Below are 18,494 nucleotides of genomic sequence, written 5' to 3' on the forward strand. Positions count from 1 at the left end.
GAGGGAGTGAGCGAAACCACGCAGGATCTCGTCGTCGCCATCGCGAGACGCCACGGGGTGGCTCCTGGGCAGGTCCGGCTCGCCCCGCAGCAGGGACAGGTCAATCTCGTCTACTTCCTGGGCACCGACCTCGTGCTCCGGCTGCCCCGCCCGAGCGTCGACCACGCGGTCTCGCTGCTCTCGAAGGAAGCCGCGGTCATCCCCACGGCGCGAGCCGCGGGGGTACGCACCCCCGAGCTCGTCCACTACGACGCCACGCATCCGTACCTTCTGCTCGAACGCGTCCATCACCGCGACCTGGCCAGCCTCGACGCCGATCCGGCCGACACCCAGGGCGCGTACCGGGAGCTCGGGCGCACCCTGGCTCACCTGCACACCAACACCCGCACCGGCGCGAAGGAGCTCTCCGGCCGGCCCGACCTGGACGACGACGCCGGCTTCGACCCGCGCCGGCTGATCGACGCACTCGGGGGCTCGGGACACCTCGACCCGACACAGGCCCGCTGGTTGCTGGCGTGGTTCGACCACTTGGAGCCCTACCGGCCCGCCGATCCGCCGTTCGTGCTGCTGCATGCCGACGCCGGCCCGCCGAACCTGCTGGTCGACCCGGCCGCCACGACGCTGGAGGCGCTGATCGACTGGGGCAAGGCGGCCTGGGGTGATCCGGCCCGCGACTTCGTCAACGTGCCGCTGCGCGCCGTGCCGTACGTGCCTCGCGGTCCAGCAGTAGAGGCTGTGGCGAGCCCGGCGAAGGGTTAGTGGCGGGCGGTCTTCTGCTCGAGCAGTTTCGCCAGCAATCCGTTCACGAACCCTGGCGACTCGTCGGTCGAGAGCTCGCGGGCGAGCCTGACGGCCTCGCTGATCGCCACCGCATCCGGCACGGCTTCCGCGTACATCAGCTCGTACGCCCCGATCCGCAGCACCGAACGGTCGACGGGCGGCATCCGGTCGAGTGTCCACCCGATGGCGTACTCCGTCAGCAGCTTGTCGAGCTCCTCGGCCTGCGCGTCGATGCCCTCGACGAGTGTCACGGTGTATTCGTTGACGGGTGGATCCGCGGTCATCAGCCGCTCGGCGAGGATCTCCAGCCGAGGCAGGCCGCGCATCTCCGCTTCGTAGAGAATGTCGACGGCCCGTTTGCGGGCCTTGCCCCTGGCCGGCACTAGGTCGGGTCTCCTGGATAGGGCCGGTCAAGCGCGCGGCGCATCCGCGCCGCGCTGCCAAGCCGGCGGAGGGAAACTGGAGGGGCCTCCTGCGACCGACGCCGACGCAGGCAGCGTGGATGCGGGCCGCGCGCCAGAGGCGCACATTCAATAGAGCGCGTCCGACGAAGTCGCGTCAGGCGATATCTAGGAGACACGACCTAGACCCTGCCGAGATACTCGCCGCTGCGCGTGTCGACCTTGACCCGCTCGCCGGTGGTCAGGAACAGCGGCACCTGGAGCTCGTAGCCCGTCTCCAGCCGAGCCGGCTTGGTGCCGCCGGTGGAGCGGTCGCCCTGCAGGCCGGGCTCGGTGTATTCGACGGTGAGCTCGACGGACGCGGGCAGCTCGATGTAGAGCGGCAGGCCATCGTGCATCGCCACGATCGCGTTCTGGTTCTCGAGCAGGAAGTGGGAAGCCTCACCCACGACGTCCTGCGACAGCGGCAGCTGGTCGTAGGTCGAGGCGTCCATGAAGACGTACGACTCGCCGTCGTTGTAGAGGTAGGTCATCTCGCGCTTGTCGACGTTGGCCACGTCGACCTTCACGTCGGCGTTGAACGTCTTGTCGACCACCTTGCCGGACAGTACGTTCTTCAGCTTGGTGCGCACGACGGCGCCGCCCTTGCCGGGCTTGTGATGCTGGAACCACACGACGCTCCACAGCTGGCCGTCGAGGTTGAGCACCATGCCGTTCTTGAGGTCGTTCGTCGTCGCCACGGAAGCCTTCCGGTCTGGGTCGATCCTAGGAGAGTGCAGCGGTCGAGTTTACCCTCTGCGGTCGCCTCGTTGTCGCCGGGCAGGAGGGAGTCACAGGGTACGCTCCCGGCATGGCCGAGTCGTCGTCTGCTCCGCAGTCCAACCAGCCGCCTCGTCCCCGGCAGAACCAGCCGGCGAAGAAGGGCAACCCGCTTGGCTGCCTCCTGCCGCTGGGGATCGCCGCGTTCTTCTTCGCGCAGCAATATCTGCCGTCCTGGTCGTGGGTCATCGTGTTCGGGTTCATCTTCGTCGCGATCTTCGCCTCGTCCGCGAGCAACGCGAAGAAGAAGCGGCAGCGGGCGGGCTACCCGCCGGGAGTTCAGCCCGGGGTTCCGGCACAGCAGGGCGGGCCGCAGATCGCCAGCACGCAGTTCCCGCCGCCCCAGCCTCAGCCGCAGTACCGGCCGCAGTACGTCGTGCCTCCGCCTCCTCCGCCGCAGCAGATCCAGGTGCAGCGGCCGCAGCCCAAGCCCCAGCCGGCACCGCAACCCAGGCCGCAGCCGCGACCGCAGGCTCAGCCCCAGTCGCGCACTCAGCCCCAGCCGCGGTCTCAGCCTCAGCCGCGACCGCGGATGCGGCCGGTGCCCGGCACCGAGCACCTGGCCCCCGCCCTGATCGGACGAGTCACCGATCTCAAGCTCAAGGGCCAGACGGTCGAAGCGATCGAGACGCTGCGCGAGGCGACGGCCATGGAGCTGTACGAAGCCAGCCAGATCGTCCGTAGGCTGGGCCAGCCCGCCCAGGACCCGAGCATGGAGGCCGCGCGCGACCTCGACACCGACTTCGGCGACCTCGACACGTTCGACACGTCCGATCCGTACCAAAAGGCCGACGACGAACTCGAGCGCAAGTGGAAGAAGGCTGACGAGGAGCTCGACCGCGCCTGGCAGCGCGAGCTGGAGCTCGACCGCGAGAAGTGGAACGACTGAGGAGCCGGCAAGCGGGTGGGGGCGGGCTTCAGCCCAGGCGCTCCTCGCCCTTGACGGTCGACTCACCGGGAACGACGGTCGGGCCGGTGCCGGTGCCGGCGTTCGCCGCACCTGGCGCGCCGGCCTCGGAGCCGGGCGGGCGGTGACCCTTACGGATCTGCTCGACCAGGAACTCCGCGGCGGCCTGCTGCAGGCCCTGTGCGTTGCGTAGTTCGGCGACCGCGGCCAGTTTGTTTCCGACGCTCAGGTGGAAGATGATGCGTGCGACCAGAGCGGGGTCGATCGAACGGCGCAGGAGTTCCTTCTGGTCCTGGCTGAGTGAAGACACGGTGCTGATGATCCGCCCGCGCATGAAATAGACGGCGAAGCCGATGACGATCGCTGCCAGGATGAGGAACTTCACGGTGGCGATCGTACGCCCGAATCGGCCGCGACGCGTAGTTCCGTGCCCGATTTGGCCGGGCTGATTCTTCGGCCGGGACGCTCAGCCCAGCGACCTGACGAACTTCTGGGCGTCCAGGATGCCCATCCCCGTCTCGTCGCAGACCAGACGGATCGCGAGCGTCTCCTGCCCGGAGTCGCGCAGCTCACGGGCGCGCGCGGCCAGGTCAGAGCTTCCAGCCGGCACCTGAGGCTGGGCTGCCGGCGGCTCGGCGGCGGTGACCGGCGGCTCGTACCCACCCTCGATCGCCTCGACCAGGTCCTTGGCCTCCTTCAGGCCCATCCCCGGCCGGCCGGCTCGCAGCTCCTTGATCGCCTGGATCTTCTTGTTCTCCCCCAGCAGCTGCCGGACGCGGAACAGCAGGTCAGGAGTCAGCTCGACGTCGTGGGACCCACCCGTCCGCAGCCCGCCGGTGGGTGGGGGCTCGTGACCCGCCTGGAGCGCCTCCACGTAGTCCTTGGCGTCCTTCAGGCCCATCCCCGGCCGGCTGTCGCGAAGCACCTTGATCGCCTGGATCTTCTTGCCCTCGCCCAGCAGCTGCCGGATCTGGAACATCGTGTCCTCCGGCACCTCGCCCACCGCTGGCGGCGGCGAGCTCGACCTGCCCGACGCGCGCGCCACCGCGACTCCGATGCCTACGAAGACGACGACGATCACGATGACAAGGACCACGGACGGTTGCATGCGGGCAGCCTAGACGATCTGTTCCAAGGGGTCGCCGGTCAAGCGCGCGGCGCATGGCGCCGCGCTGGCAAGGCGGAGGAGGAGCCAGGAGGGGCCTCCGGCGATCGACGACAACGCAGCCAGCGTGGATGCCAGGCGTCGCGCGTCAGGCGACCCCTTGGAATAGATCGTCTAGTAGCCTCGCGGTGTGCGAGTACTGGTGCTCAACGGACCCAACCTCAACCGGCTCGGCACGCGCGAGCCCGATGTCTACGGCGCCACGACGTACGCCGACCTGGCCGCCGACTGCGCCAAGACCGGCTCCGAGCTCGGCCTGGACGTCGAGGTCAGGCAGACCAACGACGAGGCCGAGCTGATCGGCTGGCTGCACGAGGCGATCGACGAGCGGCTGCCGGTGGTGCTCAACCCCGCGGCGTTCACGCACTACTCCTACGCCGTCCACGACGCCTGCAAGCAGCTGGTCGCGCCCTTGATCGAGGTCCACCTGAGCAACCCGCACGCCCGTGAGGCGTTCCGGCAGACCAGCGTGGTCTCCAGCGTCGCCACGGGCACGATCGCGGGCTTCGGACTCGACTCCTACCGGCTCGCGCTGAGGGCCGTCGCGAGCCTCACCGGCAACGAGAGCTAGCTGCCGAGCAGCGCCAGCTCCGCCTCGCTCAGCCGCAACGCACCCGCAGCGACATTCTCCTCCAGGTGCGCCACGTTGCCCGTGCCGGGAATCGCGAGCACGTGCGGTCCCTGCGCCAGCGTCCACGCCAGCCGCACCTGGGCGGCCGACACACCGTGTGCCTCGGCGACGGCCAGCACGTTGGCCTCCCGCTCAGCCTCGGCCGCACCCGACTCCCGGCCCTCACCGGCGATCGCGAAGTACGGAACGAACGCCACGGCCTGCTCCCCGCACACCTGCAGCACCTCGTCGTCGCCGGCACCACGAGAGTCCAGCGCATAGCGGTTCTGCACGCACACCACTGGCGCGATCGCCCGCGCCTCGGCCAGTTGCTCCACGCTCACGTTCGACAGTCCGAGCTGCCGGATCAGGCCTTCGTTCCGCAGCTCGGCCAGCGCCCCGAACAACTCCGCCACCGGACGCTCCCGGCTGTTCATCCGCAGGTTCACCAGGTCGAGGTGGCCGCGGCCGAGCTGCCGGAGGTTCTCCTCCACCTGGCCCCGCAAGCGATCGGGCGTCGCCCAGGTCAGCCACTCGCCGGACGTGTCCCGCCCCGGCCCGACCTTCGTGGCGATCACCAGGTCGTCGGGGTACGGGCCGAGAGCGGTGTTGATCAGCTCGTTGGCCGAGAGCAGCCGCGAGAAATAGAACGCGGCGGTGTCGATGTGGTTGACGCCGAGCTCGACGGCACGGCGCAGCACGGCGATCGACTGCTGCCGATCCCTCGGCGGGCCGCGGTGGAACCCCTCCCAGCCAGTCAGGCGCAGCGCGCCGAAGCCGAGCCGGTTGACCTCGAGATCGCCGAGGTTCCAGGTGCCTGCAGCGGAAGCGGTAGTCGTCACCGGCCAAGTGTGCCGGAGACGGCGGCGTACGCGCCCTCCAATATCTCCGGCGCGGGTCCCTCGAACAGCGCAGGCTTGGCCAGCCCGTCGAGAACGATGAACCTCAGCAGGTCACCGCGGGTCTTCTTGTCGAGCCGCATGCCGGCCAGCAGCTCCGGCCAGGCCTCGGCGGGGTACGACACCGGCAGCCCGAGCGCCGCCAGCACCGAGCGGTGCCGGGCGGCCGTCGCCTCGTCGAGCCGCCCGGCCAGCCGGGCCAGCTCCGCGACGAACACCATGCCCACCGAGACCGCCGCGCCGTGCCGCCAGCGGTATGCCTCCAGCCGCTCGATCGCGTGCGCCAGCGTGTGGCCGTAGTTGAGCACCTCGCGCCCCGGTCCGCCGCCGCTGAGCGCCGCCGACTCGGTGAGGTCGGCCGCCACGACGTCGGCCTTGACCTGGATCGAACGCTCGACCAGCTCGCGTACGAACGGGCCGGCCGGATCCTTCGCCGCGGCCACGTCGGACTCGATCAGGTCGAGGATCACCGGATCGGCGATGAAACCGCACTTCACAACCTCGGCCAGGCCGGGCAGGAACTCCTCGGCGGGCAGCCCGGCCAGCACGTCGAGGTCGCAGAGAACGCCGGCCGGCTCGTGGAACGCGCCGACGAGGTTCTTGCCCTCGGCGGTGTTGATGCCGGTCTTGCCGCCGACCGCCGCGTCGACCATGCCGAGCACGGTCGTCGGCACCTGCACCACGCGCACCCCGCGCAGCCAGGTCGCGGCGACGAAGCCGGCCAGGTCGGTGGTCGCGCCACCTCCGACGCCGATCACCACGTCCGTACGCGTGAAGCCGGCCCGGCCGAGCGCGGCCCAGCACTCCGCGGCGACGACAGCCGTCTTGGCGGCTTCCGCGTCGGGCACCTCGATCAGCTCGACCTCATATCCGTGACCGGACGACTCGAGGTCTCGCGCGAGAGCCGTCGCCAGCCCGTCCAGCACCCCGGCGTAGATCACGGCGATCCGCCGGACTCCGTTGCCGAGCAGGGCGTAGAGCTCGCTGAGCACGCCGTGGCCGACCACGACGTCGTACGGCTTCGCGGTCGCGACGTGGATCCGGGTCGGGGCACTCACCGTCCGAGCTCCTTCAGTACGTCGGCCGCGACTTCCTCAGGCGTCCGGCCGTCGGTGTCGACCGTGACGGTGGCGACCGCTTCGTACAGCGGGCGCCGCTCGTCCATCAGCTGCTTGAGCCGCCCGCGGACGTTGCCGAACAGCAGTGGACGGGACACGCCCAGCCCTTCGCGCTTCACCGCGTCGGCCAGCCCCACCTCGAGCAGGACGACGGTGTGCGCGGCGAGGTCGGCGCGCGTGTCGGGGTCGAGTACGGCGCCGCCGCCGAGCGCGAGCACGCCGTCGTGCGACTCCAGCGCCGCGACGATGGCTGCGCGCTCCAGCTTGCGGAAGTGCGGCTCGCCGTGCTCGACGAAGATCTCCGGGATCGTCTGGCCGGCCTCGGCCTCGATGTCGGAGTCGGTGTCGCGGAACGCCACGCCCAGCTCGGCCGCGACCAGCGTGCCGACGGTGGTCTTGCCCGAGCCGGGCGGTCCGACCACGACCACGCGAGGCGCCATCAGCGCACGCTCCTGTCCGTGAGGATCTTCAGCTCGGCGAAGTAGGACTCGCAGTTGCGCCGGGTCTCGGCCAGCGAGTCGCCGCCGAACTTCTCCAGGCAGGCGTCGGCCAGCACCAGCGCGACCATCGCCTCGGCCACCACACCGGCCGCCGGCACCGCGCAGACGTCGGACCGCTGATGGTGCGCTCGCGCTTCCTCGCCGGTGGCGACGTCGACGGTGCGCAGCGCGCGCGGAATGGTCGAGATCGGCTTCATCGCGGCCCGGACCCGCAGGGTCTCGCCCGTGCTCATGCCGCCCTCGGTGCCGCCGGACTTGCCGGACGTACGCCGGATGCCGTCGTCTCCGGGCACCATCTCGTCCTGCGCGGCCGAGCCACGGGTGCGGGCCAGCTCGAATCCGTCGCCGACCTCGACGCCCTTGATCGCCTGGATGCCCATCAGGGCGGCGGCCAGCCGGGCGTCCAGCCTGCGGTCCCAGTGGACGTGGCTGCCGAGTCCCGGTGGCAGGCCCCACACGACGACCTCGACGACGCCTCCGAGCGTGTCGCCCTCCTTGTGGGCGGCGTCGACCTCGGCGACCATCGCCTGGCTGGTCTCGGGGTCGAGCGTGCGCAGCGGGTCGGCGTCGACGCGTTCGAGGTCGTCGGGCTTGGGGACGAGACCGTGCGGCGCCCGTACCGTACCGAGCTCGACGACGTGGCTGAGCAGCGTGACGCCGTAGGCCTGCTGGAGGAACTGACGGGCCACCGTGCCGAGCGCGACCCGGGCCGCGGTCTCGCGGGCGCTGGCGCGCTCCAGGATCGGCCGCGACTCGTCGAAGCCGTACTTCTGCATGCCCGCCAGGTCGGCGTGGCCGGGCCGCGGGCGGGTCAACGGGGCGTTGCGGGCGAGGCTGGCCAGCTCCTCCGGATCGACCGGACCGGGAGCCATCACCTTCTCCCACTTGGGCCACTCGGTGTTGCCCACGCGAATCGCGACCGGGCTGCCGAGCGTGAGGCCATGGCGGAAGCCGCCGATGAACTCCAGCTCGTCGCGTTCGAACGACATACGGGCACCGCGGCCGTAGCCGAGGCGGCGCCGGGCGAGCTGGCCCGCCACGTCGTCGTCCGTAACCCGGACGCCGGCGGGCAGCCCTTCAAGAATCGCGACGAGTGCGGGGCCATGCGACTCCCCCGCGGTCAACCAACGGAGCATGCCGCAATCCTTTCAGACCGGTTCGACAGCGGGTTCCGCAGTCGCCCGGGAGCGGCGGCGACGGATGAACCGGACGAGCTCGACGACCATCGTCACGGCGATGCCGAAGCCGATGCCGGCCGCGACTCCGCGCCACGGGTGGTCCCGGAACACGAGCCCGCCGAGGTAGCCGACCAGGGACGAGTAGATGCCCCAGGTGACCGCCGCGACGGCGACGTAGGGGGCGAACGACCGGAGCGGGTAGCCCACGAAGCCCGCCATCAGCGTCACGCCCGTACGCCCGCCCGGGACGTACCGGCCGATGATCAGGATCTGGGCCCCGCGGCGCTCGAGCTGGCGCGCGGACCAGTCCAGGGTCCGCCTCCGGCGGCTGCCCTCCGGGATCCACCGCATCAGGCGCGTGCCGGCCAGGCGGCCGATCAGCAGCGACGTGTGGTCTCCGGCGAACGCGGCGACCATCGCGACCAGCATCACCAGTGGCAGCTCCGGCGTCCCGGTCACCGCGAACACACCGGCGACGACCACCACGCCCTCGCTCGGGATGCCGGGCAGGAACGCGTCGACGTAGACCAGCGTGAACAGCACGAGGTAGAACCACGGCGAGCGCAGCACGCTCGTCGCCACCTCGAGCACGGCATCCGACACGCCTGGAACGCTACCCTGGCAAGGTCAGCGCCGGCCGGGCCCGCCTGGAAGGACGCCTTTCATGAGCACGTCCCGACGCCAGTTCCTCACAGCCTCCGGAGTCGCCGCCGCGGCCACTGTGTTCAGCGCCGGCCCAGCCACGCCCGCCCTCGCCACCGGTCCGTCCGTCCGCGGCGCGGATCTGTCGTTCCTGCTGCAGATGGAGGCCGCCGGAGTCCGATACACCGACGGTGGTGCCGTCACGCCCGCCGAGCGGATCCTGGTCGCCAACGGCGCGAACTGGTCGCGGCAGCGGGTCTGGGTCGACCCGCCTTCGGGCTACAGCAACGCCTCCAGCGCGCTGGCCACCGCGCGCCGGACGAAGGCCGCCGGCCTGCGGCTGCTGCTCGACCCGCACTACTCCGACTTCTGGGCCGATCCGGCCCACCAGGCCACGCCTGGCGCGTGGCGCAACCAGAACTTCTCGACGCTCACCGCGACCGTGCGTACGTACACGCAGAACCTGGTGGCGAGCTTCGCCGCGCAGGGCACGCCGGTCGACATGATCCAGATCGGCAACGAGACGGTGGACGGGTTCCTGTGGCCGCTCGGCGAGATCTACCGGAGCGACGGCGAGCACTGGAGTGAGTACACCACGCTCGTGAAGGCCTGCATCGCCGGCGCGAAGGCGGCCAGCTCGACGGTGCGGATCATGATGCACATCGACCGCGGCGGCTCCAACGGCGACTGCCGCTACTTCTACGACCACCTGCGTACCTGGAGCGTGCCGTACGACGTGATCGGCCTGTCGTACTACCCGATGTGGCACGGGTCGCTGGCGTCCTTGCGCGCGAACCTCAACGACCTCGGGCCGCGCTACGGCAAGGACATCGTGGTGGTCGAGACGGCCTACCCGTGGACGCTCTCGAACGGCGACGGCGAGGGCAACCTGGTCAGCAGCGCAAGCCAACTGCCGGACGCCGGTACCTACCCGCCGACGCCGGCCGGGCAGGCGGGGTACCTGCGGGCGGTGCAGCAGATCCTCCTCGGCGTGCCGGGCGGCCGCGGTCTGGGCTGGTTCTACTGGGAGCCGGAGTGGCTGCCGGGCGTGGGCTGGCAACCGGGCGCCGGCAACCCGAACGACAACCTCACCCTGTTCGACCGCAACGGCGCCGCCCTGCCGGGAATCGACACGTACGCAGGCGTCTGAGCTTCCGAGGGATCCGCCCTGCGTGGTAACCGGCTAGGGCAGATGGCCGACGTACCACGCGATCAGGTCGGGGCCGGAGAGGGCGGCCAGGAGGAAGCCCACCAGCAGGAACGGGCCGAACGGTACGGCCGACTTGCGGCCCGCGCGGCGGGCGAGCACCAGGCCGAGGCTCACCAGCCCGCCGAGGCAGAACGCCAGCACCAGGCCCAGCAGGACGTTCGCCGCGCCGAACCAGCCGGTGGCCAGGCCGAGCAGGCCGGCCAGCTTGACGTCACCGAAGCCCATGCCGGCGGGGTAGATCAGCACGGCGACGGCGAAGAGGGCCCACAGCGCGGCGCCGCAGATCATGGCGCGCAGCAGCGCGCCCCACTCGCCGCTCGCCAGCGCGCCGATCGTCAACAGGACCAGGACGATGGGGTACGCCGGGAGGACGATCGCGTTCGGGAGGAGGTGGACGCGGATGTCGACGTAGGCCAGCACGACACCTGCCGCGATCAGGAACAGCCAGGCCGGCAGCGCCGGATGCCAGCCGATCCGCCAGGCCACCAAGCCCGCGCACACCGCCGCCGCGAAGCCGGCGGCGTAGCGCAGCCTCGGCCACTGCGCCAGCTCGGTGTACGGCGGCTTGTCCTCGATCGGCGTCGGGTCCACGTCGGCCTCGCCCGCCGGAGTGAGGGCGGCCGCAGCCGCCCCGTCGTCCGCCTGGATCTCCGGCACCGGCTCCGGCAGCCGGCGCACCCACGCCGGTGCGAGCCCGCCCGCGAGCGCACCCAGCACGACGCATCCGCCGATCAGCGCGACCTGGGTGGCTTCCACAGGCCGAGAGCCTACCCAGAGCCACCGTCGTTACAGCGTGTACGGCAGGACGAGCCGCTTGTCCGGGTCGTAACGCGACCTGACCTCGCGCAGCCGCTGCGTGCTCGAACCGAAGTACGTCGACCCGTCCGGGCGCGACGCCTCGAGGTAGTTGACGTACGCGCCCGTCGACCACCGGGACATCCGCCGGTGCGCGCCGGCGATCCACGACTGCGCCGCGTCGCCCCCGGCTCGGCCGCGCTCGGCATACCACTGGATCGAGCCGAACGCCCGCCGCCACGGGAACGCCGACTTCCGCAGCGGCACGCGTCCGACGGCGCCGCCGTACGGGTCGACGATCGCGGCGACGTCGAGGCCGGCGGACCGGGCCGCGTCGATCGAGGACACCAGCGCGTCGATCCCCTCCGCCGGAAGGGCTCTCCCGAGGATGTCGCTGCCCGCCCAGAACGTCACCCGCTGCGTCCCGCCGTCCGGCCCGAGCACCCTGCCGGCGTGGCTGAAGCTGCCACCGGACGGCGGCGTGCCGACCGCGTTGACCAGCCGCCGCAGCACGGTGTCCGGGTCGTTGTCGAAGTCCGCGCCGTAGACCACGGCCGTGCGCCCACTGTCGGGATCGCTGTTGAGGTGGAGGTTCGCCCACACGCGGTCGCCGTGCGAGGTGAGCCAGCGCTGCCATGCGGCAGCGACCTTGGCCGCCCGCGACCACGACCATTCGGCACGGAAGATGCCGACCGAACTCTGCTTGTACGTGTCGAGCCGGAACCGCGTGACCACGGCGGCGGTGCCGCCACCGCCGCCCCTGCACGCCCAGAACAGGTCCGGCTCCCGGCCTTCGTCGATCGTCCGCCGTCGCCCGTCGAGCGTGACCACCTCGAGCTCGGCGATCGTGTCGCAGGTCAGGCCGTGCGCGCGGGACGCCAGCCCGATGCCCCCGCCCAGCGCCAGCCCGGCCAGCCCCACCGTCGGGCAGGTCCCGGCGGGAACGGCCCGTCCGCTCGTGCCCAGCTGGTCGTACACGTCCGACAGCCGCGCGCCGGCGCCGATCCACGCGCTGTCCCCGTCGAGCTCCACGCCGTCCAGGTCGCGCAGGTCGAGCACGACGCCGTGGCGCAGGACGGACGCGCCGACGTAGGAGTGGCCGCCCGAACGTGCGGTCGCCCGCAGCCCGAACCGGCTGACGAAACGCAACGCCTCGGCAACGTCGCCGGCGTTTCCACACTGCACGACCACGGCCGGCCGGACGTCATCGAAGCGCGGGCTGTACAGCTCGTGCGCGTCGGCATATCCGGAGTCGCCCGGACGGACGAGCCGGCCGGAAAGCCCTCGTGACAAGGCGTTCCAGTCCGACGCACGCGGCGGGCGTGCGGGAGTCGGTGTCGGGGTCGGCGTGGCGCTGGGAGTAGGAGTCGACGTAGCCGTCGCGCTCCGGGTAGGGGTCGGCGACGCCGACGGTTGCCCGCGGTCACCAGAACATCCGGTGACGACGCTGATCCCCGTGAGCGCGCCCGCACGGAGCAGAGCTCTACGCTTCAGCAGCCGACTTCCTTTCCGACAGGGCGGTTTCGCCGGCCGCTCGCATCACCGCCAGCGGCGCGGGCACGTGCTCGGTCATCAGCTCGACCTGCAGCGCGGCCTGGTGGACCAGCAGGTCGAGTCCACCGACTACGACGCGCCCGGCCCCCTCCGCGGTTGCCCCGAGCCGCGTCGGCCACGGCTCGTACAGCGCGTCGAACACCACGTCGACCATCCCGGCCAGATCGCGGGCGACCGGCGCCGCGGCGGCATCGGGCACGGTCGAGACCGCGACGTCGGCGGTGCACCCGCGCTTCCATTCACTGTCCAGGTGAACGACGGTGAGCTTGACGTCCAGCTCGGCCGCGAGCCGTTCCAGCTCACCCGCCCGCGAGGGATCGCGGGCGATCGCCGTCGCCGTACGCAGCCCGAGCTCGGCCAGGCCGGCCAGGGCGGAGCACGCGGTCGCACCGACGCCGAGCAGGAGCGCGGCCTCGATCTCCTCGACGCCCCGCTCGCGCAGCGCGGCGACCACGCCGGGCACGTCGGTGTTGGTGCCGTGGACCCGGCGCTCGTCGTCGATCACCACGGTGTTGACCGCGCCGACCAGCGTCGCCAGCTCGCTCACGGTGTCGCAGAGCCCGATCGCGACCCGCTTCAGCGGCATCGTCAACGACAGGCCACGCCACTCCTCGCCGAGCCCGGCGAGGAACCCCGCCAAACCGTCCTCGGCCACCTCGAACGCGTCGTAACGCCACTCCGGCAGCCCAAGCGCGGCGTACGCGCTGCGGTGCAGGACGGGCGACAGCGAGTGCGCGATCGGCGAGCCGAGCACCGCACAGCGCCGGGACTGCGGATTCAACATGGCTCAAGCATGGCGTTCAGCAGCGGTCCTTGTGCTTGCGGCACCACGCCTGGAACTCCTTCACGTTCTTTTCGTGCTCCGCGCTCGACGACGCGAACTTCGTCTCCCCGGTGTCGGGGTTGACCGCGACGAAGTAGAGCCAGCCGCCGTCGGCCGGGTTCAACGCGGCCTCCAGCGCCTTCGCGCCGGGGCTGTTGATCGGTCCCGGTGGCAGACCCGCGTGAACGTAGGTGTTGTACGGCGACTTGTTCGCGCGGTCGGCACGGGTCGTCGCGACGTTGCCGGCCTTGCCGACGGCGTAGTGGACGGTGGAGTCGAACTGCAGCTTCCGCAGCCAGGGGTGCTGCTTGTCGCTCAGCCGGTTGTAGATGACGCGGGCGACCTTCGGGAAGTCGTCAGGTTGCCGGACCTCGGCCTCGATCAGGCTCGCGATCGTCACCACCTGCAACGGCGAGTAGCCCAGCTCCTTGGCACGCGCCTCCAGGTCGAGCCGGACGGCCTCTTCCTTGTAGCGCTTGACCATGTCGAACAGGACGGCCTCGGCGGTGGTGCCCGGGTCGGTCGGGTACCTCGCGGGGAACAGGAAGCCCTCCGGCCGTCCCTTGGCGTACGAGGGCAGCTCGAGGCTGTCCGGCTGCTTGAGCACGGCGTCGAAGTCGGCCTTCGGCAAGCCTGTGCCCGTGGCCAGTTCCTGGATCGCGGACGTCAGCCGCCGGCCTTCCGGAACCGTGACCTCGGAACGCTCGCGGGCGTTCGGATCGAGCAGCAACGCCAGCGCGGCCTCGCCGGACATCTGCACACGCAGCTGGTAGTAGCCCGGCTGGATGGAGCGCGACCTCGGCTCGCGCTTGGCCGCCTTGATGAACGCCTCGGCGCTCTTCACGACGTCCTTCTCTTCCAGCGTGTAGCCGATGTCGGTCGCGGTCTGGCTGTTGGTGACCTGGATCGTCACGCTGCCGGATCCCTGCCCGGTGTAGTCGGGTGTCGCGAACGCGGACTCGAGCCATTCGCGGCCCTTGATGGCCACGAGGCCCGCGCCGCCCAGCAGCACGACAGCGGCGATCAGGACGGCCAGGCAGCTCCGTGTGCGGTTGCGGTGCTTGACCCGCACGCCGGAAGTTTGGAACCCAAGTTGGCTCACCGGTGTTCCTTCGTCTCTTCTCCGTCGGTTGGACGGACCAACTCCCCTGGTGGCTTCCCCGTGGCGCGCTCAGAGTCGAGTGCGCTTTGGAGGATAACGGCAGCCGCTGCGGCGTCGATACGGGATCGAGATTTTTTTTCGGACACTCCACGCAAACGGTATGCCTGCTGGGCACTGACGGTGGACAGACGCTCGTCCACCATGCGCACCGGGACAGGAGCGACGGCCCTGGCGAGCGCCGTGGCGTACGCGCGTGCCTTGGCCGCGGCCGGCCCTTCCCGCCCGGACAGGCCGAGCGGGAGGCCGACCACGACCTCGACTGCTTCGTACTCCTCGCAGAGCGACGCGAGCTGCTTCAGATCGGTCTGGCGGGACTGGTCACGGCGTACGGTTTCGACAGGCACGGCCAGCGTGCCCTGGGGGTCGCAACGGGCTACGCCGACGCGTACGTCACCGACGTCGACTCCCAGCCGGATCCCCAGGCGCATCGTGGTGGTCGCCAGCGTCAGCCGCCCGCGACCTGCGTGGCGATCGCGCGCTCGACGTGCAGCAGCGCGGCCTCGGACTGCGCCGGGTCGGTGCCACCGCCCTGCGCGACGTCGGCCTTGCCACCGCCACCGCCGCCCAGCACGCCCGCTGCGATCTTGACCAGCGCACCGGCCGCGAGCCGCCAGCGCTGGCCGGCCTCGTTGACCGCGATCACGACCGACGGACGGCCGCCAGCCGCGCCGATGATGGCCACGACGGAGGGCCGGTCGCCGGGCAGCCGGCCGCGAACATCGAGCGCGAGCTTGCGCAGGTCGTTGGCGGTGGCACCCTCGGGCACGACGTGGCCGACGTAGGAAACGCCGTAGACGTCCTTCGGGTTGGCGGCGAGCTCGCCGGCCGCGGCCAGCACCTGCTGGACGCGAATGCGCTCCAGCTCCTTCTCGGCCGCCCGCAGCCGATCCACCAGCGTCTCGATCCGGTCCGGCAGTTCCTCCGGCCGGGCCTTCAGCGACTCCGACAGCTGGTTGACCAGGACGTGCTCGCGGGCCAGGAAGCGGTAGGCGTCGGCGCCGACCAGCGCCTCGACCCGGCGTACACCGGTGCCGATCGACGACTCGGAGAGCAGCTTGACGATGCCGAGCTGCCCGGACCGGCCGGCGTGGGTGCCACCGCACAGCTCGCGAGCCCATTCACCGACCGAGACCACGCGGACCTCGTTGCCGTACTTCTCGCCGAACAGCGCCATCGCACCAGCCGAGCGAGCCTCGGCGATCGGCATCACCTCGGCGTGGACGGGCAGGTCGGCCAGCAGCAGCTCGTTGACCCGCTCCTCGGCCTCTGCCAGCACGCTGGGCGGCACCGGGCCGGTGGCCGTGAAGTCGAACCGGAAGCGGCCTGGAGCGTTCTCAGAGCCCGCCTGGGCGGCAGTCTCGCCGAGCGCCTCGCGGAACGCCTTGTGGACCATGTGCGTGGCGGTGTGCGCCCGAGAGATCGCCCGCCGGCGTTCGATGTCGACGGCGGCGTGACCGGCCAGGCGCGGATGCACCTCACCGGACAGCACCTTGGCCTGGTGGACGATCAGGCCGGTGAGCGGCGACTGGACGTCGTGGACCTGTACGCGCGCGCCGTTGGCGAACTCGATCACGCCCTCGTCGGCGAGCTGGCCGCCGCTCTCGGCGTAGAACGGCGTGCGGTCGAGGACCAGCTCCACCGTGTCGCCCTCACGCGCCGCGGCGACCGGCGAGCCGTCGAGCAGCAGGCCGGCGACCATCGCCTCCGACCGCGCCTCGTCGTAACCGGTGAACTCCACCGGACGGCCGAGTGCGTCGGCGACCGTGCGGTAGGCGGTGGTGTCGGCGTGCAGTGCCTTCTTGGACTGCGCATCGGCCTTCGCCCGCTGCCGCTGCTCGGTCATCAGGCGGCGGAAGCCCTCCTCGTCGACAGCCAGGCCGCGCTCGGCCGCCATCTCGAGGGTCAGGTCGATGGGGAAGCCGAACGTGTCGTGCAGCTCGAACGCCTTGGCGCCCGCGAGCGTGCTGCCGCCGCTCGACTTGGTCTCCTGGACAGCCAGGTCGAAGATCTGAGTGCCAGACTTCAGCGTCTGCCGGAACGCCTCCTCCTCGGCGTAGACCGTCGCGCTGATCCGAGCCCAGTCCTGCTCCAGCTCGGGGTAGGACTCCTTCATCCGGGACACGCTGACCGGCAGCAGCTCCGTCATCGTCGGCTCGTCGACGCCGAGCAGGCGCATCGCCCGCACGGCTCGCCGGATGACGCGGCGGAGAACGTAGCCACGGCCTTCGTTGCCCGGCGTCACACCGTCGCCGACGATCATCAGGGCGGAGCGGACGTGGTCGGCGACCACGCGCAGGCGCACGTCGTCGTCGTGGTTGCTGCCGTACTTGCGACCCGACATCTCGGCCGCGCGGTCGAGGACGGGGTAGACCTCGTCGATCTCGTAGAGGTTGTCGACACCCTGCATGAGGAACGCCATGCGCTCCAGGCCCATGCCGGTGTCGATGTTCTTGGCCGGGAGCTCACCGAGGATCGGGAAGTTCTCCTTGCCGGTGCCCTCGCCGCGCTCGTACTGCATGAAGACGAGGTTCCAGAACTCCAGGAACCGGTCACCGCCGGTGTCGGCGATCGGGCCGCCGTCAGGGCCGTACTCCGGTCCGCGGTCGAGGTGGAGCTCGGAGCAGGGGCCGCAGGGGCCGGGCACGCCCATCGACCAGAAGTTGTCGGCCATGCCCATGCGCTGCACGCGCTGCGCGGGCAGGCCGATCCGGCGCGTCCAGATGTCGAACGCCTCGTCGTCCTCGTGGTAGACCGTCACCCAGATCCGGTTGGGATCGAGGCCGAAGCCACCGTCGGACTCGCTGCGTACGGTCAGCTCCCAGGCCAGCTCGATGGCGCGCTGCTTGAAGTAGTCGCCGAAGCTGAAGTTGCCGTTCATCTGGAAGAACGTGCCGTGCCGCGTGGTCTTGCCGACCTCCTCGATGTCGAGGGTGCGGACACACTTCTGGACGCTGGTAGCTCGGGGGAACGGAGGGGCCTGCTGACCGAGCAGGTACGGCTTGAACTGCACCATTCCGGCGTTGACGAACAGCAGATTGGGGTCGTCGAGCAGGAGCGAGGCCGAGGGCACGACCGTGTGGCCGCGCTCCCCGAAGAACCTCAGAAATCGCCGGCGAATCTCCGCCGTCTCCATCAGTCTTCCGTCCTCCACATCGCGTCCGGATCCCTGGCCAGCCGGGCAGCTGCCGCGGAGTCCAGGCCGGAGTGTCCATTGGGTTGGTGCTCGCCCATCACAGCGTCACGGAGCTCGTTCTCGCGTTCTGCCATGCCGGCGCGGACCTCGTCGGTGAAGCCACGGACCGAGTCCGCGACGTTGTTGGCCGCGCTGGTCAACTGCTTGACCACGCCCTGGGGCGTAAACGCGGCCGCCTTGGAGGACAGCTTACGTACGACGAGGATGCCAGCGGCTGCCCCGAGGATCAGCCAGAAGATTCGCTTCATGCTCTGCTACCGCCCTTGCTGCGCCGGTTCTTGAGCTCTGCCTTCACCAGGCGTTCGACGTCCTTGTGCTGGCTGTGGCGAACCGCCTTGCGTACGCCATAGGAGAACGCGGCGATCTTCACCAGCGGGCCGCCCAGCGTCGCCGCGAACAGCGACGACAAGCCGGCCACGTTGCCGGAGACCTCTTGGACGTTCGTCGTGATCGCATCGACGCGTTCGAGCTGCGTGTTGGTCGAGGTCATCGTCGTGGTGGCCTCGGTCAGCAGCGGAACGGCCTCGTCTGCGACACCGCGAACGAGCTGACGTGTCTCGTCGAGCACCTTGCCTAACTTCAGGATCGGGTAGGCGAGCAACCCAACGAGAAGAAGCAACGCCGCGGCCGCGATCAGGCCCGCTATCCCACCGGCAGTCATGGCGCCCAAACCTATCGCTCATGGTGGTCGCGGGGTGGGCTGCCCCGGGTGTTTGTCCACAGGGGGTGGGTGTAAGC

21 protein-coding genes are annotated in these 18,494 nt (G+C 70.7%); 4 read left to right on the plus strand and 17 right to left on the minus strand.

Going from position 1 to position 18,494, the window contains the following annotated elements:
* Window positions 1–6 precede the first annotated feature (6 nt).
* Window positions 7–759, plus strand: coding sequence for a phosphotransferase family protein (locus ACYVF6_RS14495; protein WP_460521247.1), 753 nt, complete (start codon window positions 7–9; stop codon window positions 757–759).
* On the opposite strand, the gene nusB is transcribed toward ACYVF6_RS14495, so the two are convergent.
* The gene (gene nusB, locus ACYVF6_RS14500; RefSeq protein ID WP_460521249.1) at window positions 756–1,163 is read right to left on the minus strand and encodes a transcription antitermination protein NusB; all 408 of its coding nucleotides are present in this window, start codon (window positions 1,161–1,163) and stop codon (window positions 756–758) included. The genes ACYVF6_RS14495 and nusB overlap by 4 nt on opposite strands.
* A 200-nt stretch (window positions 1,164–1,363) precedes the next feature.
* Window positions 1,364–1,921, minus strand: a complete 558-nt coding sequence (efp, locus tag ACYVF6_RS14505) for an elongation factor P (RefSeq protein WP_460521251.1) — start codon at window positions 1,919–1,921, stop codon at window positions 1,364–1,366.
* A gap of 110 nt (window positions 1,922–2,031) precedes the next feature.
* Here efp and ACYVF6_RS14510 point away from each other — a divergent pair, with 110 nt between their 5' ends.
* The gene (locus ACYVF6_RS14510; RefSeq protein WP_460521253.1) at window positions 2,032–2,889 is read left to right on the plus strand and encodes a hypothetical protein; all 858 of its coding nucleotides are present in this window, start codon (window positions 2,032–2,034) and stop codon (window positions 2,887–2,889) included.
* A gap of 28 nt (window positions 2,890–2,917) precedes the next feature.
* Here the strand turns inward: ACYVF6_RS14510 and ACYVF6_RS14515 are convergent, their stop codons facing one another.
* Window positions 2,918–3,292, minus strand: a complete 375-nt coding sequence (locus ACYVF6_RS14515) for a hypothetical protein (protein ID WP_460521255.1) — start codon at window positions 3,290–3,292, stop codon at window positions 2,918–2,920.
* Window positions 3,293–3,373: 81 nt separating this feature from the next.
* Window positions 3,374–4,015, minus strand: a complete 642-nt coding sequence (locus ACYVF6_RS14520) for a ribosomal protein L7/L12 (RefSeq protein WP_460521257.1) — start codon at window positions 4,013–4,015, stop codon at window positions 3,374–3,376.
* A 187-nt stretch (window positions 4,016–4,202) separates the two neighbouring features.
* Here ACYVF6_RS14520 and aroQ point away from each other — a divergent pair, with 187 nt between their 5' ends.
* The gene (gene aroQ, locus ACYVF6_RS14525) at window positions 4,203–4,643 is read left to right on the plus strand and encodes a type II 3-dehydroquinate dehydratase (RefSeq protein WP_460521259.1); all 441 of its coding nucleotides are present in this window, start codon (window positions 4,203–4,205) and stop codon (window positions 4,641–4,643) included.
* On the opposite strand, the gene ACYVF6_RS14530 is transcribed toward aroQ, so the two are convergent.
* From ACYVF6_RS14530 to ACYVF6_RS14550, 5 genes are read right to left on the minus strand one after another with little or no spacing between them, the layout of a single operon-like run.
* Complete coding sequence (locus tag ACYVF6_RS14530; RefSeq protein ID WP_460521261.1) at window positions 4,640–5,524, minus strand: aldo/keto reductase; 885 nt, start codon at window positions 5,522–5,524, stop codon at window positions 4,640–4,642. The genes aroQ and ACYVF6_RS14530 overlap by 4 nt on opposite strands.
* Window positions 5,521–6,639, minus strand: a complete 1,119-nt coding sequence (aroB, locus tag ACYVF6_RS14535; protein WP_460521263.1) for a 3-dehydroquinate synthase family protein — start codon at window positions 6,637–6,639, stop codon at window positions 5,521–5,523. Before aroB ends, ACYVF6_RS14530 begins: the two co-directional genes overlap by 4 nt.
* A complete protein-coding gene (locus tag ACYVF6_RS14540) occupies window positions 6,636–7,139 on the minus strand; it encodes a shikimate kinase (RefSeq protein ID WP_460521265.1) in 504 nt (167 codons plus the stop codon). Before ACYVF6_RS14540 ends, aroB begins: the two co-directional genes overlap by 4 nt.
* Window positions 7,139–8,335 (minus strand): chorismate synthase, encoded by a 1,197-nt coding sequence (gene aroC, locus ACYVF6_RS14545; protein ID WP_460521267.1) that lies wholly within the window; start codon window positions 8,333–8,335, stop codon window positions 7,139–7,141. The genes ACYVF6_RS14540 and aroC overlap by 1 nt, the downstream gene beginning before the upstream one ends.
* A 12-nt stretch (window positions 8,336–8,347) precedes the next feature.
* Window positions 8,348–8,980 (minus strand): DedA family protein, encoded by a 633-nt coding sequence (locus tag ACYVF6_RS14550; RefSeq protein WP_460521269.1) that lies wholly within the window; start codon window positions 8,978–8,980, stop codon window positions 8,348–8,350.
* A gap of 61 nt (window positions 8,981–9,041) precedes the next feature.
* On the opposite strand from ACYVF6_RS14550, the gene ACYVF6_RS14555 reads away from it, so the two are divergent.
* The gene (locus tag ACYVF6_RS14555; protein ID WP_460521272.1) at window positions 9,042–10,169 is read left to right on the plus strand and encodes a glycoside hydrolase family 53 protein; all 1,128 of its coding nucleotides are present in this window, start codon (window positions 9,042–9,044) and stop codon (window positions 10,167–10,169) included.
* Window positions 10,170–10,202: 33 nt separating this feature from the next.
* Here the strand turns inward: ACYVF6_RS14555 and ACYVF6_RS14560 are convergent, their stop codons facing one another.
* From ACYVF6_RS14560 to ACYVF6_RS14595, 8 genes are all read right to left on the minus strand, one after another.
* Window positions 10,203–10,985, minus strand: a complete 783-nt coding sequence (locus ACYVF6_RS14560; protein WP_460521274.1) for a prepilin peptidase — start codon at window positions 10,983–10,985, stop codon at window positions 10,203–10,205.
* A gap of 30 nt (window positions 10,986–11,015) precedes the next feature.
* The gene (locus ACYVF6_RS14565; RefSeq protein WP_460521276.1) at window positions 11,016–12,317 is read right to left on the minus strand and encodes an FAD-dependent oxidoreductase; all 1,302 of its coding nucleotides are present in this window, start codon (window positions 12,315–12,317) and stop codon (window positions 11,016–11,018) included.
* 190 nt (window positions 12,318–12,507) lie between these two features.
* A complete protein-coding gene (locus tag ACYVF6_RS14570) occupies window positions 12,508–13,362 on the minus strand; it encodes a shikimate dehydrogenase (protein ID WP_460521278.1) in 855 nt (284 codons plus the stop codon).
* A 16-nt stretch (window positions 13,363–13,378) separates the two neighbouring features.
* Window positions 13,379–14,503, minus strand: a complete 1,125-nt coding sequence (gene mltG / locus ACYVF6_RS14575) for an endolytic transglycosylase MltG (RefSeq protein ID WP_460521280.1) — start codon at window positions 14,501–14,503, stop codon at window positions 13,379–13,381.
* Window positions 14,500–14,991: a RuvX/YqgF family protein gene (gene ruvX / locus ACYVF6_RS14580; RefSeq protein WP_460521282.1), complete on the minus strand. Its 492-nt coding sequence runs from the start codon at window positions 14,989–14,991 to the stop codon at window positions 14,500–14,502. Before ruvX ends, mltG begins: the two co-directional genes overlap by 4 nt.
* A 17-nt stretch (window positions 14,992–15,008) precedes the next feature.
* Window positions 15,009–17,696 carry an alanine--tRNA ligase gene (gene alaS, locus ACYVF6_RS14585; protein ID WP_460521636.1) on the minus strand — a complete coding sequence of 896 codons (2,688 nt, stop codon included), beginning with the start codon at window positions 17,694–17,696 and terminating at the stop codon, window positions 15,009–15,011.
* Complete coding sequence (locus tag ACYVF6_RS14590; RefSeq protein ID WP_460521284.1) at window positions 17,696–18,004, minus strand: DUF6167 family protein; 309 nt, start codon at window positions 18,002–18,004, stop codon at window positions 17,696–17,698. Before ACYVF6_RS14590 ends, alaS begins: the two co-directional genes overlap by 1 nt.
* Window positions 18,001–18,417: a DUF948 domain-containing protein gene (locus ACYVF6_RS14595; RefSeq protein ID WP_460521286.1), complete on the minus strand. Its 417-nt coding sequence runs from the start codon at window positions 18,415–18,417 to the stop codon at window positions 18,001–18,003. Before ACYVF6_RS14595 ends, ACYVF6_RS14590 begins: the two co-directional genes overlap by 4 nt.
* Window positions 18,418–18,494 lie beyond the last annotated feature (77 nt).

It is taken from the genome of Flindersiella endophytica (assembly GCF_054779015.1).

Bases quoted from the DNA above. Each gene is read 5' to 3' on its own strand.
- ACYVF6_RS14520 (WP_460521257.1), bottom strand. From the start codon at position 4,015: ATGCAACCGTCCGTGGTCCTTGTCATCGTGATCGTCGTCGTCTTCGTA.
- ACYVF6_RS14590 (WP_460521284.1), bottom strand. From the start codon at position 18,004: ATGAAGCGAATCTTCTGGCTGATCCTCGGGGCAGCCGCTGGCATCCTC.
- ACYVF6_RS14540 (WP_460521265.1), bottom strand. From the start codon at position 7,139: ATGGCGCCTCGCGTGGTCGTGGTCGGACCGCCCGGCTCGGGCAAGACC.
- aroC (WP_460521267.1), bottom strand. From the start codon at position 8,335: ATGCTCCGTTGGTTGACCGCGGGGGAGTCGCATGGCCCCGCACTCGTC.
- ACYVF6_RS14510 (WP_460521253.1), top strand. From the start codon at position 2,032: ATGGCCGAGTCGTCGTCTGCTCCGCAGTCCAACCAGCCGCCTCGTCCC.
- ACYVF6_RS14555 (WP_460521272.1), top strand. From the start codon at position 9,042: ATGAGCACGTCCCGACGCCAGTTCCTCACAGCCTCCGGAGTCGCCGCC.
- ACYVF6_RS14570 (WP_460521278.1), bottom strand. From the start codon at position 13,362: ATGTTGAATCCGCAGTCCCGGCGCTGTGCGGTGCTCGGCTCGCCGATC.
- ruvX (WP_460521282.1), bottom strand. From the start codon at position 14,991: ATGCGCCTGGGGATCCGGCTGGGAGTCGACGTCGGTGACGTACGCGTC.
- alaS (WP_460521636.1), bottom strand. From the start codon at position 17,696: ATGGAGACGGCGGAGATTCGCCGGCGATTTCTGAGGTTCTTCGGGGAG.
- ACYVF6_RS14595 (WP_460521286.1), bottom strand. From the start codon at position 18,417: ATGACTGCCGGTGGGATAGCGGGCCTGATCGCGGCCGCGGCGTTGCTT.